The sequence below is a fragment of the Cohaesibacter sp. ES.047 genome (genome assembly GCF_900215505.1).
In the GTDB taxonomy this organism is placed as follows: domain Bacteria; phylum Pseudomonadota; class Alphaproteobacteria; order Rhizobiales; family Cohaesibacteraceae; genus Cohaesibacter.
Genome location: NZ_LT907844.1, coordinates 3,414,248 through 3,427,846 on the forward strand (window position 1 = coordinate 3,414,248; position 13,599 = coordinate 3,427,846).

A 13,599-nucleotide genomic window follows, 5' to 3' on the forward strand; every position below is an offset into this window, starting at 1 on the left:
CAAAGCACCGGTTCTGTGCAAAGGACTCCGGCAAATATGCATTGAACTCTGGATGGTGACGAACGCATCGCCGGTTGCGCGTTAGCGCGCGCCCGTCTTGTCGCTTCCGCCACTCCAAAGTCCACTTTCCGCCCATGCTTGTTTCCTGTCCACTGCTACACTTGTACGGGCCTTCAAGCGCTCGGGAAACGCTGTCTAGTGGTCGGACTTCTGCAAGAAGTGGTGGCCAAGGCCGGTATCATAGTCAAGGCCTTCGCGTGTCAGGACGATGGGGGGAATAGTCTTGTCCGCAACAAGACCCTTACGTGCCAAAGCTGTCCAGACCGCTCTGTTGTTGAAGCCGGTGATCTCCGCGGCGTTGACCACGAATTCACCCACGTGGACGTGGTCACCGTGAGCGTGCGGCAGGCGCAGAATCGTCACCGAACCGTCCTTGTTCCAGCTTTCATCGGGCTGGGAGCGGGCGATGATCTGAGTGAGCACCAGTGTACGCAGCTGCAACTTGTTGAGTTTGAGCGGATTGACGCGTTTCATGCTTGTTCCTTGTGGTCTTGTTTGCTTGCTGTGAACGACAAACAGCCGACCGGAGGCGTCCGACCGGCTGAATTGTCGAGGCTGCTGGCAGCATCCTGGCGGATGCTAGCCCATTCAACCTATCCGTTGTTCTTAAAATGACCTGTTATGCTCGCAGAATCAATCTGGTTGCGCATGATATTAAAGCGCACATAGGCTCCGGTTATGTTCGATGGGTCGATTTCTTCAAGGCTCAGTGCATGAAGGGTAAAGATATAGCGATGAGCTGGATCGTCCGGCGGCGGGTAGGCGCCGGTGAAATTCTCCGTGCCGGCGTCATTCAGCGCGCTTTTTGCCATGTCCGGCAGGCTCGCACTCGAAATCTCGCCATTCTCTGATACGGGTAGATTGACGATAATCCAGTGCCAGAACCCGGAGCCGGTCGGGGCGTCCGGATCATAACAGGTCAGCGCAAGGCTTTTTGCCTCCGACGGAACTCCTGACCATTGCAGGGTAGGGGAAAGATCCTCGCCGCCCAGTCCTTGAGAAACCGATTTGGCGGGTAGCGGATCGCCGTCATGAAAGTCGGGGCTCGTCAGTTGCATGATGATCCTCCGTTGGATATCTATGATATGTCGATAAGTCACATTTTCACGCAAGCAAGACTGTGGCCGGATCGACCATCGCCTTGTCTGCTCTAAGTCATGAACGAATGTCTCCGACATTCGTTCCGCGCATCACGCTCTTCAGTCAATCATCAGACCAGAAATGCGGCAATCGGAAAATGTACCAAACGGGTTCATATCCGCTGCATAATCTGTCAGTTGACGCACCCTCAATCCAGCGCTCCAAGCTCGATATGCAAATTGACACGGTCGGCGGAGAACCGGGTCTTCGAATATTGGATCGGGTTGCCGTTCATATCCGCATTGATGGCATGGGTGACCAGCACGATGGCATTGGGCACAAGGCCGAGCAATTCTATATCGTCGATGGTGGCGTGGTAGGCCTCAACCAGAGTGGATTGGCGGACATAATCATCTAGGCCGCAAGCGGCAAAGGCCTTGGTCACAGATTCCAGCCGTCTATAATGTTCGGCGAAGTCGGAAAAGCGCTTCACATCAAAGAAATGGGTCGACCGGCTCAAGGGGACTTTATCCCCTGTCCCAATGGTGCGGATACGCAGCACGGGGGCCCCTTTGGCAAGGCCGAGAGCTTTGGCGACTTCCGTGTTCGCTTCGGTGACATCTTCCTTGAGCAGCCGATTGGCTCCTTGCTGTCCCTGTTCGGCAAGGCCTGCCGAAAAGCGTGTGCGTTTGCCGATCGGATAGGTCACGCGCTCCGGTTTTATGATGAAGGTGCCGCGACCCTGTTCTGCGCGCAGGATACCCTCCTGAACCAGCGCGGAAATAGCCGAGCGAACGGTGTGGCGATTGACCCCGAACAACGCCGCAAGCTCTGTTTCCGGCGGCAGCTTTCCGCTTTCATCGCCAAGCCCGGATGAAATGCCCGCTCTGATGGCATCGGCAATCTGGCGCCACAAGGCTATACCGCTTCGCCTTGTCACGGGAGACTTCAATACATCGGATGCCATCGGCTCGGTCCTTTGCTTGCCAGCAGGTCGGCGGATAGGTCAGAGCAACCGCCAGCCTATGCACTCTTATCGCATATTTGAAATCCGGTGGAACAACAAATAATCCTGCTTGTCACAATGCTGTCACCGCAGGGAGCTATCACTGCGTCAAACAAGGTTGTCTATATAAATAGACAAATATGACAGAGGGATTTCGGTGCTCCGACCCTTGGGAACGAGCCTGCAACGGACAAGAGGTTTGACTTGCTTGAAAGTGACCAAAAACAGGCTGGCGATCACGGTGTTGATGCCAGAATGCAAAGCTCGCTGACCAGTGAAGATGAGGCACGACAGAGACGCATGTCGATCCTTGGTAACGCCAGTGCCAGGGATCTCGTCAACCATTGGCAGTGCCTTGATATCGATCCTGAGGTGGAACTCTTGCGAGGACCAGAAACGGGCCTGATTGCCCTGCGTGGCCGCATTGGCGGCGGTGGTGCGCCGTTCAATTTTGGCGAAGCGACCGTTACCCGCGCGACAGTGCGCATGGCATGTGGTGCCATTGGACACGCCGTGATGCTCGGCCGCGATGCTGGCAAGGTCAAACTGGCTGCGGTGATTGATGCTCTTGCAACCGATGACGCGATGTCGGGCAAAATCGAGGATAATATCCTGACGCCGCTTGCGATGATTGCCGCCAAACGCGATCGCGATCAAGCGGCCAAAGCGCAGGCGACACGGGTCAATTTCTTCACCATGGTGAGAGGGGATGACTGATGTCGGTATTTAGTGAAATTCAGACGACAGGCGGGGTGACGCAGGGCGCGATGCAGGGTGGTCTGGGTGAGCCGGTGCTGCAAAGCCAGCGCATCTTCCGGGTGATCATGGAAGCCATGGCGCGACCCGGCAAGATCATGCCGGTTGCAACCGATGCCATGCCGCCATTGCCGTTGATGCCGCTCGCCGCGGCGGTTCTCTACACGGTCTCGGATGCCGATACACCCATATGGATGGATGAGCCATTGGCCGGAGAACAATCGGTTGCGGACTGGCTGACCTTCCATGTCGGTTGCCCGATTGTCCAAGACCCCGCGTTCGCGACTTTTGCACTGATTTCGGATGCGGAAGGCATGCCTTTTCTTGATGTCTTCTCGAAGGGATTGCAGGACTATCCGGACCAGTCCGCCACGCTGATCCTTCAGGTGGAAAGCCTGAAGGTAAGCGCGGGCTGGGAGTTGAGAGGGCCGGGCATAAAGGACCGCCACGCGCTTTCCGTCGAGCCAATCTCACCGCATTTTCTTGATCAGTGGCGGGCAAATCATGCGCTCTATCCACGCGGTGCCGATGTCATTCTCGTTGCACCGGACGCGATAGCCTGCCTCCCCAGAACCACAACAATTGCGATGCCGGACCCCTCCGGGAAGGAAGGCTGACATGTATGTAGCCGTCAAGGGCGGGGAAGCCGCCATCAGTGCCGCCCATCAGTTGCTCGCCGACAAGCGACGTGGCAACAGGGATGTTCCTACCATTAGTCTCGATCAGGTCGGCGAACAACTCTCGCTGGCCGTTGATCGCGTCATGAGCGAGGGTGCGCTTTATGATCGGGAGCTGGCTTCCTTGGCGGTCAAGCAGTCCCGGGGCGACCTTATCGAGGCCGTCTTCCTTACCCGTGCTTATCGCACGACCTTGCCACGCTTTGGCTATTCCGAAGCCATCGACACCGGCAAGATGCAGATTGAACGCCGTGTCTCGGCAACCTTCAAGGATCTCCCCGGAGGGCAGATTCTGGGACCAACCTTTGACTATACGCATCGTTTGCTCGACCCCAGTCTTGCCAGCGATGAAGAACCGCCTGAAGCCTTGCGCGTCGATCCCGTGCCGGGAGCAGATCCAGAGGCCGAGAAGGAACCGATGCCGCGCGTCTCCGATCTCATAGCAGGCGAGGGGCTCATGGAACCCGATAGTGCGCCGCCAGAAGACGGAGCAGACTGGCCGGAACCGGGAGATATTTCCCGCGCACCGATCCAGTATCCGCTCGACCGTCAGCTCCGTCTACAGGCCCTGTCGCGCGGCGACGAAGGCTTTCTTCTCTCGCTTGGCTATTCCACCCAGCGCGGCTATGGCCGCACCCATCCTTTTGCCGGTGAGATCCGCATTGGTGAGGTGGATGTTCGGATGACTGTGCCGGAACTGGGCTTCGATGTCTCCCTTGGACGCATCCAGATCAGCGAATGCCAGCTCGTCAACCAGTTCAAGGGATCCAAGGTCGCACCGCCCCAATTCACCCGCGGCTACGGTCTGGTCTTTGGCCAGTCCGAACGCAAGGCGATGTCCATGGCTTTGTGCGACCGCGCTCTGAGGGCCGAAGAACTGGGCGAAGACATCATCGCTCCGGCGCAGGACGAAGAATTTGTCATCTCCCATGCCGACAATGTTCAGGCCACCGGTTTCGTCGAGCATCTCAAGCTGCCGCACTATGTGGATTTTCAGGCCGAGCTGAAGCTTGTACGCCGCATGCAGGCCGAATTCTACGCGAGTCAATCCGATGCAAGCGCTTCGCAGGCCGAAAACACAGAGGAGGCGGCACAATGAGCATCGTGAATGAAGCGGATAGCGGCCCCACCATCGCCGAATACAATTTTGCCTATCTCGATGAACAGACCAAGCGCATGATCCGCCGCGCCATCCTCAAGGGCATCGCCATTCCCGGCTATCAGGTGCCTTTCGCCAGTCGCGAAATGCCCATGCCCTATGGTTGGGGAACCGGCGGTGTGCAGGTGACGGCTTCGATCATCGGGCCTGATGATATCCTCAAGGTCATCGATCAGGGATCGGACGACACCACCAACGCGGTTTCCATTCGGGCCTTTTTTGCCAGAATGGCCAAGGTGGAGACGACGACCCACACCGCTGACGCCTCAATCATCCAGACCCGTCACCGGATCCCGGAAGAAGACCTCAAGGAAGGGCAGGTGATCGTCTTTCAGGTGCCGATCCCCGAGCCTTTGCGCTTCCTTGAACCGCGAGAAACCGAGACCCGAAAGATGCACGCGGTTGAGGACTATGGTCTCATGCATGTGAAGCTTTATGAAGACATCGCCCAGAAGGGACACATCGCCACCAATTATGCCTATCCGGTGCGCGTCAAGGGTCGCTATGTGATGGACCCGTCCCCGACTCCGAAATTCGACAATCCCAAGATGCATAACAACGAGGCCCTTCAGCTTTTTGGTGCAGGCCGAGAAATGCGCATCTATGCCATCCCGCCCTATACCGATGTGGTCAGTCTGGATTTCGAGGATCACCCGTTCGAAATCCAGACCTTCGATGAGCCATGTGCCCTTTGCGGTGGCAACGGGGTCTTCCTTGACGAGGTGATCCTCGATGATCAGGGCGGCCGCATGTTTGTCTGCTCCGATAGCGACTATTGCGAAGATCGCCGTGACAAGGGCCACACGGGGCCTATGGCACCCTTGCAGGAAACCGCCGCGCCCCCGGCCTCGTCCAGCCAAGACACCGGAAGGACCGACCCATGCTGAACCGGACGGCAAACAAAGGTGTGTCTCGCTCTTCGCTCGTTCCGCCCCGACCAATGGATCTGACGGAAGAGCCACTTCTGCAGGTGCGCTCAGTGTCTAAGTATTATGGCCGCCGTGTCGGGTGCGAAGAGATCAACTTTGATCTCTGGCCAGGCGAAGTGCTCGCGATCGTTGGCGAGTCCGGCTCGGGCAAGACCACCTTGCTCAATTGCATCTCGACTCGCCTGATGCCGACCTCAGGCATGGTCAGCTATCGCATGCGCGATGGATCGATGCGTGAGGTCTTCCGGCTCAATGAGGCCGAAAAACGCTTTCTCATGCGCACCGACTGGGGCTTTGTACATCAGAACCCGGCTGATGGCTTGCGCATGACAGTTTCCGCTGGGGCCAATGTCGGCGAGCGGCTTATGGCCATCGGCCAGCGTCACTATGGCAACATCCGCCAGACAGCTGCTGACTGGCTCGAACAGGTCGAAATTTCACCGGACCGGATTGATGACGAACCGCGGGCCTTTTCCGGCGGCATGCGCCAGCGTCTGCAAATTGCGCGCAATCTGGTCACCGGTCCGCGCCTTGTCTTCATGGATGAGCCAACCGGAGGCCTTGATGTGTCGGTGCAGGCTCGCCTGCTTGATCTCCTGCGCGGCCTTGTTGCCGAATTGGGGCTTGCTGCCATTGTCGTCACGCACGATCTGGCGGTCGCTCGTCTGCTCTCTCACCGAATCGTGGTGATGAAAGAGGGCAGGGTGATCGAGACCGGTCTGACCGATCGCGTGCTCGACGACCCGCAAGCGCCATACACCCAGCTTCTTATCTCTTCCATTCTTCAGGTCTAGGAAAGGTGATCCAATGACTGATCTCCAATCAACACCCTTGATCGTCACCGATGTTGGCAAAAGCTTCGTGATGCATTTGCGCGGATCGGTCACCATCCCCGTGGTTGCTCGGGTCAACTTCGTGCTCAACGCGGGCGAATGCTCCGTGCTTGGCGGGCCATCCGGCGTTGGCAAAAGCTCCATCCTGAAAATGATCTATGGCAACTACGGCACCGACACCGGCCAGATTCTGGTCTATTTTAATGGCCGCATGCTCGATCTCGCGAGGGCGGATCCACGCACCATCCTTGCGGTCCGCCGTGAAATGGTCGGCTATGTGAGCCAGTTCCTGCGTGCCATGCCGCGTGTCCCTGCGCTTGACGTGGCAGCCGAGGGGCTCGTTGAGCAAGGCGAGAGTGTCAGCAGCGCACGGGAAAGGGCGGGCAATATGCTGGCACGCCTCAACCTGCCCGAAAAACTCTGGCAACTGCCCCCGGCCACCTTTTCTGGTGGTGAGCAGCAGCGCGTGAATATCGCACGCGGGTTCCTCACGGAGCATCCGGTTTTGTTGCTCGACGAACCAACTGCCTCGCTCGATGCCGCCAACCGCGCCATCGTCATCGATCTGATCAAGGAGAAAAAGAGGCAAGGGGTCGCCCTGCTGGGGATTTTCCATGACAAGGTCGTGCGCGACGCGGTGGCGGACGTCATCGTCGATGTCTCCCGTTTCGCAAAGAGCGTCGAAGATGAGGCTGGACTTCTCGCTGGTGCACGACGTGTTGGCGAGATGACGAGCCTTGTCGGATGAAATGATCATGACCCAGAACCCTGAAGTGTCCGGCGCTGACAGCAGAACCGCGCGGTTGGGTCCAAAGCCGTCGATCCACCCCAATGCAAAGGTCACCAATTGCTCGCTTGGTCGATATACCGAAATTGGTGATCGAACCCATATCACCGACAGCAGCCTTGGCGATTATAGCTACATCACGCGGGACGGCGACGTCTGGACCGCAACCATCGGCAAGTTCGCCAACATTGCCAATGCGGTCCGTATCAATGCGCCCAACCATCCACATTGGCGGGCCACGCAGCATCACTTCACCTATCGAGCCTCCGACTATTTTGACGAGGTCGACATGGATGAGGCCTTCTTTGACTGGCGACGGGACAATGCGGTGACCATCGGCCATGATGTCTGGATCGGTCATGGGGCGACGATCCTGCCCGGTGTGACCATTGGAGACGGCGCTATCGTTGGAGCGGGGGCCGTTGTCAGTAAGGATGTCGCTGACTATGTGATCGTCGCGGGGGTGCCAGCAAAACCCATTCGCGAACGCTTCCCCAATGCGATTGCCGAAAGGCTGAAAGCCCTTGCCTGGTGGGACTGGAGCCACGATGCCCTGCGGTCTGCGCTCGATGATTTTCGCCAGCTCGGGATTGAAGACTTTCTTGAAAAATATGAAGCCTCCTGAGCCGGTCACTGGCGAAGGGCGAAGAGTTTGACCAGTCCATTTTGTCCGCGGGAAAGCTGCGCTTGTCACAAAACTGAAACGCCCGAGACATGAGCATTTCACACAAAATGCGTAGATCAAGAACAGCTATTTGAAATCTGAATTGATCGCACAGACCGGATTTTTGGTCGTGGTTGTTGCCCGCGACAGGGCCGTTGTGGCCGTCTCGCATCGGGCAACGACGGGAGTATCAAAGGTCGCAAGACCATGAGGAGAGGACTGAATGCTCGAACTGTCGAACGTCACGCGCCGATTTGGCAAGAACACAGCAGTGGATTCCGTGACAGTGTCCATTCCTCAAGGACAGATGGTTGGCATCATTGGTCGCTCGGGTGCAGGCAAGTCAACACTTCTGCGCATGATCAATCGCCTGATCGATCCGAGCGAAGGGGATATTCGCTTCGGTGAGAAACAGGTCTCGGCACTCAAGGGACGGGACTTGCGTGACTGGCAACGCGACTGTGCGATGATCTTTCAGCAGTTCAACCTCGTGCCGCGCCTCAATGTCCTGACGAATGTTCTTCTCGGTCGTCTCAACCATCGCAACACCATCCTCAATCTGCTCAATATCTTCACGCCGGAAGAACGGGCGCAGGCACTGCTGGCCCTCGAACGCCTCGGTATCGAGCAGACTGCACTGCAGCGAGCAGGAACCTTGTCTGGCGGCCAGCAACAGCGCGTTGCCATTGCCCGCGCTCTGATGCAAAACCCCAAGGTCATTCTGGCCGATGAGCCGATTGCGTCGCTTGATCCACTCAACGCGCAGATCGTGATGGATAGCCTCAAGGACATCAACGAACGTGACGGCATCACCGTCGTCACCAATCTGCACACCCTTGATACGGCCCGCACCTATTGTGAGCGCGTCATCGGGATGTATCAGGGCCGGGTTGTCTTTGACGGCCCGTCTTCGGCTTTGACCCGCGAGGCGGTGAGACAGATCTACGGCTCGCAGGATAATGCGGAAATTTCCGAGGCGATCACATCAACCTCGATCAAGCAATCTTCAACGCAGCCTTCGGCCCCGGTTACACCGATGCCTGCCCAACAGATCGCTTCGCCAGCGTAACAGGCCCAATCAATATCGCGTTCATAGTGTTTCACATTGACAGGGATGAAACCGGCAAGGCCGGTTGAGACCAGGAGATATTTTCATGTTCAAAAAAGCAATTCTTACCGCCGTTTCCGTGGCTGCGTTGGCCGCAGGCGTAACCACGCCGTCCTTTGCTGCAGACAAGGAATTCCGTATCGGCATTCTGGGCGGCGAAAACGAAGCCGACCGTCTTCGCAACTTCCAGTGCCTCGTCGAAAAACTGCCTTCCACTCTGGGCGTTGACAAGGTTTCTCTTTTCCCGGCTGCTGACTATGACGGCGTTATTCAGGGCCTGCTTGGTGGTACGCTCGATTATGCAGAACTCGGCGCGTCTGGCTATGCAAAGGTATACCTCAACAATCCCAAAGCCGTTGAGCCCATCCTCACCACTGTCCAGACCGATGGTTCCACCGGATACTATTCCGTCATGGTTGCCCGCAAGGATTCGGGCATGGAAAAGCTGAAAGACATGAAAGGCAAGAAGCTGGGCTTCGCCGATCCTGACTCTACCTCCGGCTTCCTCGTGCCGTCCGTGACCCTGCCCGCAGCTGTCGGTACTGACATCAAGGACTATTTCGGTGAAACCGGCTTCGGCGGCGGTCACGAAAACCTGGTTCTTGAAGTCGTCAAAGGCAACTTCGATGCTGGCACCACCTGGTCTTCGGGCGTGGGCGATTTCAGCGATGGCTACACCTCCGGCAACCTGCGCAAGATGGTTGACAAGGGCATTCTCGACATGGGTGATCTGGTTCAGCTGTGGCAGTCCCCGCTGATCCCGAATGGCCCGATTGTTGTGCGCTCGACCCTCGACAAAGACATCAAGGCCAAATTCAAAGACTTCATGATGAAACTGCCCGAGAGCGATCCGGCTTGCTTCTCTGCCATTCAGGGCGGCGACTACAAAGGCTTCACCGAAGTGGATGAGAGCTTCTATCAGGCAATCATCGCCGCACGTAAGGCAAAAATTGGTTCTTGATCAGAGCGTTGCTTTGATTTTCTGACTCAAAACTTGAACATGACTTTGATGGTTCGGGCCAGTCCCGGACCATCTGCCACTTTGTCCCAAGACTGAATAATCAATCGAATTCCGGTTAATTCCTGCCCGCACACTTAAAGCGCCGCGCGCTCTCAAAGAGGGTCGTGGTCCGGTCAAGACCAAGGGACAATGCCCATCATGGGGATGAAGACATGACGAACGCAACGTCTCACGAAAACAGTCCGGAAAAGTCTCTTTCGGCGGCTAGTGTGATAATTGAAAGCCATTGGCAGGAACTCAATCGCAGGCGTCGGACTTATACGCTTCTTTCGGTCGTGATCCTGCTGGTTGCCGTCATGTCCTCGCTTTGGTTCGCCAATGAGACCAATGCGGGCAAGTTCTTTGATCGGCTTCCCTACTTCTTCGACTTTTTCGGCGACATGATCCCGCGAGATGGCTGGGAGATATGGCGCGCACTGTTCGATCTTGACACGCCCTATGCGGACGGTTCCCTGAAATTCGATTATCCCGAGGGGCGGGTCTATCTGATCGGCTCGCTCTACATGCCCGAATATATCTACAAGATGCTTGAGACGATCAACATCGCCATTGTCGCCACCCTTTTCGGTTTCTTCTTCGGCTTCATCCTCTGCTTCCTGGCCGCGTCGAACCTCACCACCCGGCGCTGGCTGCGCTTTTTTGTGCGGCGATTCCTTGAGATTCTGCGCGCCTTCCCGGAAATCGTGATCGCCGGTTTCTTTGTCGCCGTGCTGACCATCGGAGCCATTCCGGCGATGATGGCGGTGACCATCCACACCGTCGGATCATTGGGCAAAATGTTTTTCGAGGTGGTTGAGAATGCCGACATGAAAGCGGACGAGGGGCTGCGCGCAGTCGGGGGCAACTGGGTCGAGCGGGTCTGGTTTGGTATTGTGCCGCAGATCCTGCCCAACTTCCTGTCCTATTCGCTCTTGCGCCTTGAAATTAATGTCCGCGCCTCAACCATCATCGGGGCCGTCGGGGGTGGCGGTATCGGAGAGGCACTTCGACTTTCCATCAGTCGCGGTCACGAAGCCAAAACCCTTGCGATTATCCTTCTGCTGCTTGTGACTATCATCTGCATTGATCAGTTTTCTGCCTGGCTGCGCAAGAAGATCGTCGGCAATCAGGCCTTTGCCTTCGGCGGCACTGCATAATTGGAGGACTCCTCATGACTGCTCTTTCCGCCAGTGACCTGAACGATCTCATCGATCGCTATCCCGATGTCTTCAGGGTCGGCTTTTTCAAGCGATTTCGCGGCTGGATCATCTCGGCCAGCATCATCATCTATCTGATTTTCGCATGGCAATTTTTCCATGTTGGTCAGGTGCTGAGCAACGGCAACTGGCAAATCGCCGGGGCCTATCTGGCGGACTGGGTGTCCTATGAGGTGCGTCCCGACATCGAGTTTGACGACGGGTTCGTGCGTGTGGAGTTCCCGCGCTTCTCGCCGCTTGGAGCCGATCCTAAGCCGGACTGGATCAGCGAAACCAGAAAAACGATGATGATCAAGGCGGAGGCCCCGGTCAAAGAGCCCGAACCTAGCAAGAAACAACAGGCCTTCAGCTTCATGGCGCCCGAAACGGGCACGGACGACAAACCGGTCGAGCCATCAAAACCCAAGGCTTCCAAGCCCGAAGCCGCGATCAGCTTTATGGCCCCTCAAGCGCCCACGGCTAACAATCCTGCGACGCCCGACATCTCCACCACGCAAGCAAGTGAGCCAGAAGAGCGTGAGGTTACGACAGAAGCGGAAATCCATATCGGGTCTGGCACGGTCCTCGTGGAACCGACCGTTGTCACGCTCACGCGAGGCGATGAAACACTGATCATTGATATCGTCAGGGATGAAAGCGTCAAAGCCCGAGGGCCTTTGCCTCAATGGGCTATCCAGAAATACGAAAATGAGAAGATCATCGCTGACATGGGCCTTGATGGGCGCGTCGAGGTGGAAAGCGATGAAGTCAAAATCCGTCGCCGCTTCTTTGGCTGGGAGAATTTCATCTTCGATACCAACTCTCCCTTCTGGGGCAAAAGCACGTTTGAGGTTCTCTCGCTGATCACCAACGGTGAGCGCATTGATCCTTCTCAATCCAACCTGTCACTGGCAATCAGCAACATCCTATACAACGCCGAATGGCAGCATCTCGACGTCTGGACCAAAATGTTGCAGACCATCGTCATGGCGTTCATCGGCACGCTATTTGCCACCGCGCTTGCATTTCCGCTTTCATTTCTTGCGGCGCGCAACATCACCAGAAGCACGATATCGAACCAGTTTTTCAAGCGCCTGTTTGACTTCCTGCGTTCGGTCGACATGCTGATCTGGGCCCTGTTCTTTACCCGCGCTTTCGGCCCCGGACCCCTTGCGGGCATGTCGGCGATCTTTTTCACCGATACTGGCACGCTGGGGAAACTATATTCAGAAGCGCTGGAGAATATCGACGACAAACAGCGCGAAGGCGTCAAGTCGCTGGGGGCGGGTCCGCTGTTGGTTCAGCGCTACGGCGTCATGCCTCAGGTCTTGCCGGTCTTCCTCTCCCAGTCGCTGTATTTCTGGGAATCCAATACCCGTTCTGCAACGATCATCGGCGCGGTCGGAGCAGGGGGCATCGGCCTCAAACTATGGGAGGCCATGCGGACCAATCAGGATTGGGAGAATGTCTTCTACATGGTGATCCTCATTCTGGCCGTCGTCTATGTTTTTGATAGCATTTCGGGCAAGCTGCGCTCGATGCTCACGAAGAGCTGACCGCGCGCCCTCAAGAACAAGCAACAAAGGATAAACCAGTGCTACGGTATGCCATCTATTTCGTTCCCCTTTCCGGCAACCCGCTCAATGAAGCGGCAGCGCAGTGGCTTGGTCGCGATGTCTTCACGGGCGTGCCGATTGACCGCGCATCCCCGGTGGCGGATGCTGACGATGAGACCTTTCAGTCCCTGACCCAATCGCCCCGCCGCTACGGGTTCCACGGTACACTCAAGGCCCCGTTCGAGTTGGCCGAGGGAAGGACCATCGAGGCGTTCGCGGATGCGGTTGAAGCCCATGCCAAAACGCTCGCTCCGTTTGCTCTGCCGCAGTTTCGAGTCGGTCAACTGGGGCCCTTTTTCGCCCTGCTGCCGACCGAGCGATCCGAACCCCTTGCGGCGCTCGCATCCGATCTGGTGATACGGTTCGATGGGTTTCGCGCGCCTCTGAGTGCCGCCGATATCGCGCGCCGCGATCCGGACAAACTGTCAGCAAGCCAGAGAGGCAACCTGCTGAACTGGGGCTACCCCTATGTTCTCGATGATTTCAGCTTTCACATGACTCTGACCAATCCGGTTCCAGACGCGTTGTCGCAAGCCTTCCAAACTGCGGCTTGCAGGCATTTCGAACCCTTTATGGCAGAGCCGCAAAGTGTTGACGCATTGTCTGTGTTCGTTGAACCCGAGCGCGGTGCACCTTTTTCTTTGTACAAGCAGTTCCCCATTGGCTGACGAGCCCGCCCGATAAGGCAGAGGGCCGCGAAAAATTGAAGCGAAGCGCGCTTCGCAACA

General features: G+C 56.9%; 15 protein-coding genes. 12 read left to right on the forward strand and 3 right to left on the reverse strand.

Going from position 1 to position 13,599, the window contains the following annotated elements; all coding sequences use genetic code 11:
* Positions 1 to 195 precede the first annotated feature (195 nt).
* From CPH65_RS15535 to phnF, 3 genes are all read right to left on the reverse strand, one after another.
* Positions 196 to 534 (reverse strand): hypothetical protein, encoded by a 339-nt coding sequence (locus CPH65_RS15535; protein ID WP_096174718.1) that lies wholly within the window; start codon positions 532 to 534, stop codon positions 196 to 198.
* 119 nt (positions 535 to 653) lie between these two features.
* The gene (locus CPH65_RS15540) at positions 654 to 1,118 is read right to left on the reverse strand and encodes a YbhB/YbcL family Raf kinase inhibitor-like protein (RefSeq protein WP_096174719.1); all 465 of its coding nucleotides are present in this window, start codon (positions 1,116 to 1,118) and stop codon (positions 654 to 656) included.
* A gap of 230 nt (positions 1,119 to 1,348) precedes the next feature.
* Complete coding sequence (phnF, locus tag CPH65_RS15545) at positions 1,349 to 2,107, reverse strand: phosphonate metabolism transcriptional regulator PhnF (RefSeq protein ID WP_096174720.1); 759 nt, start codon at positions 2,105 to 2,107, stop codon at positions 1,349 to 1,351.
* 243 nt (positions 2,108 to 2,350) lie between these two features.
* Between phnF and phnG the strand changes: the two genes are divergently transcribed.
* From phnG to CPH65_RS15605, 12 genes are all read left to right on the forward strand, one after another.
* Positions 2,351 to 2,863, forward strand: a complete 513-nt coding sequence (gene phnG / locus CPH65_RS15550) for a phosphonate C-P lyase system protein PhnG (protein WP_371359343.1) — start codon at positions 2,351 to 2,353, stop codon at positions 2,861 to 2,863.
* Positions 2,863 to 3,519 (forward strand): phosphonate C-P lyase system protein PhnH, encoded by a 657-nt coding sequence (gene phnH / locus CPH65_RS15555; protein WP_096174721.1) that lies wholly within the window; start codon positions 2,863 to 2,865, stop codon positions 3,517 to 3,519. Before phnG ends, phnH begins: the two co-directional genes overlap by 1 nt.
* A 1-nt stretch (position 3,520) precedes the next feature.
* A complete protein-coding gene (locus CPH65_RS15560) occupies positions 3,521 to 4,678 on the forward strand; it encodes a carbon-phosphorus lyase complex subunit PhnI (RefSeq protein WP_096174722.1) in 1,158 nt (385 codons plus the stop codon).
* Positions 4,675 to 5,625 carry an alpha-D-ribose 1-methylphosphonate 5-phosphate C-P-lyase PhnJ gene (locus CPH65_RS15565; protein ID WP_096174723.1) on the forward strand — a complete coding sequence of 317 codons (951 nt, stop codon included), beginning with the start codon at positions 4,675 to 4,677 and terminating at the stop codon, positions 5,623 to 5,625. The genes CPH65_RS15560 and CPH65_RS15565 overlap by 4 nt, the downstream gene beginning before the upstream one ends.
* 59 nt (positions 5,626 to 5,684) lie before the next feature.
* Positions 5,685 to 6,461, forward strand: coding sequence for a phosphonate C-P lyase system protein PhnK (phnK, locus tag CPH65_RS15570; protein WP_096176447.1), 777 nt, complete (start codon positions 5,685 to 5,687; stop codon positions 6,459 to 6,461).
* Between the two features lie 13 nt (positions 6,462 to 6,474).
* Positions 6,475 to 7,248: a phosphonate C-P lyase system protein PhnL gene (phnL, locus tag CPH65_RS15575; RefSeq protein ID WP_096174724.1), complete on the forward strand. Its 774-nt coding sequence runs from the start codon at positions 6,475 to 6,477 to the stop codon at positions 7,246 to 7,248.
* A gap of 7 nt (positions 7,249 to 7,255) precedes the next feature.
* On the forward strand, positions 7,256 to 7,912 hold the full coding sequence (locus CPH65_RS15580; protein ID WP_096174725.1) for a DapH/DapD/GlmU-related protein: 657 nt from the start codon (positions 7,256 to 7,258) through the stop codon (positions 7,910 to 7,912).
* Positions 7,913 to 8,174: 262 nt separating this feature from the next.
* Positions 8,175 to 9,020 carry a phosphonate ABC transporter ATP-binding protein gene (gene phnC / locus CPH65_RS15585; RefSeq protein ID WP_096174726.1) on the forward strand — a complete coding sequence of 282 codons (846 nt, stop codon included), beginning with the start codon at positions 8,175 to 8,177 and terminating at the stop codon, positions 9,018 to 9,020.
* A gap of 85 nt (positions 9,021 to 9,105) precedes the next feature.
* The gene (phnD, locus tag CPH65_RS15590) at positions 9,106 to 10,020 is read left to right on the forward strand and encodes a phosphonate ABC transporter substrate-binding protein (RefSeq protein ID WP_096174727.1); all 915 of its coding nucleotides are present in this window, start codon (positions 9,106 to 9,108) and stop codon (positions 10,018 to 10,020) included.
* A gap of 212 nt (positions 10,021 to 10,232) precedes the next feature.
* Positions 10,233 to 11,216 (forward strand): phosphonate ABC transporter, permease protein PhnE, encoded by a 984-nt coding sequence (phnE, locus tag CPH65_RS15595; protein ID WP_096174728.1) that lies wholly within the window; start codon positions 10,233 to 10,235, stop codon positions 11,214 to 11,216.
* Between the two features lie 14 nt (positions 11,217 to 11,230).
* Positions 11,231 to 12,811 carry a phosphonate ABC transporter, permease protein PhnE gene (phnE, locus tag CPH65_RS15600; RefSeq protein ID WP_096174729.1) on the forward strand — a complete coding sequence of 527 codons (1,581 nt, stop codon included), beginning with the start codon at positions 11,231 to 11,233 and terminating at the stop codon, positions 12,809 to 12,811.
* A gap of 38 nt (positions 12,812 to 12,849) precedes the next feature.
* Positions 12,850 to 13,539: a DUF1045 domain-containing protein gene (locus CPH65_RS15605; protein WP_096174730.1), complete on the forward strand. Its 690-nt coding sequence runs from the start codon at positions 12,850 to 12,852 to the stop codon at positions 13,537 to 13,539.
* The last annotated feature ends 60 nt before the right edge of the window (positions 13,540 to 13,599 follow it).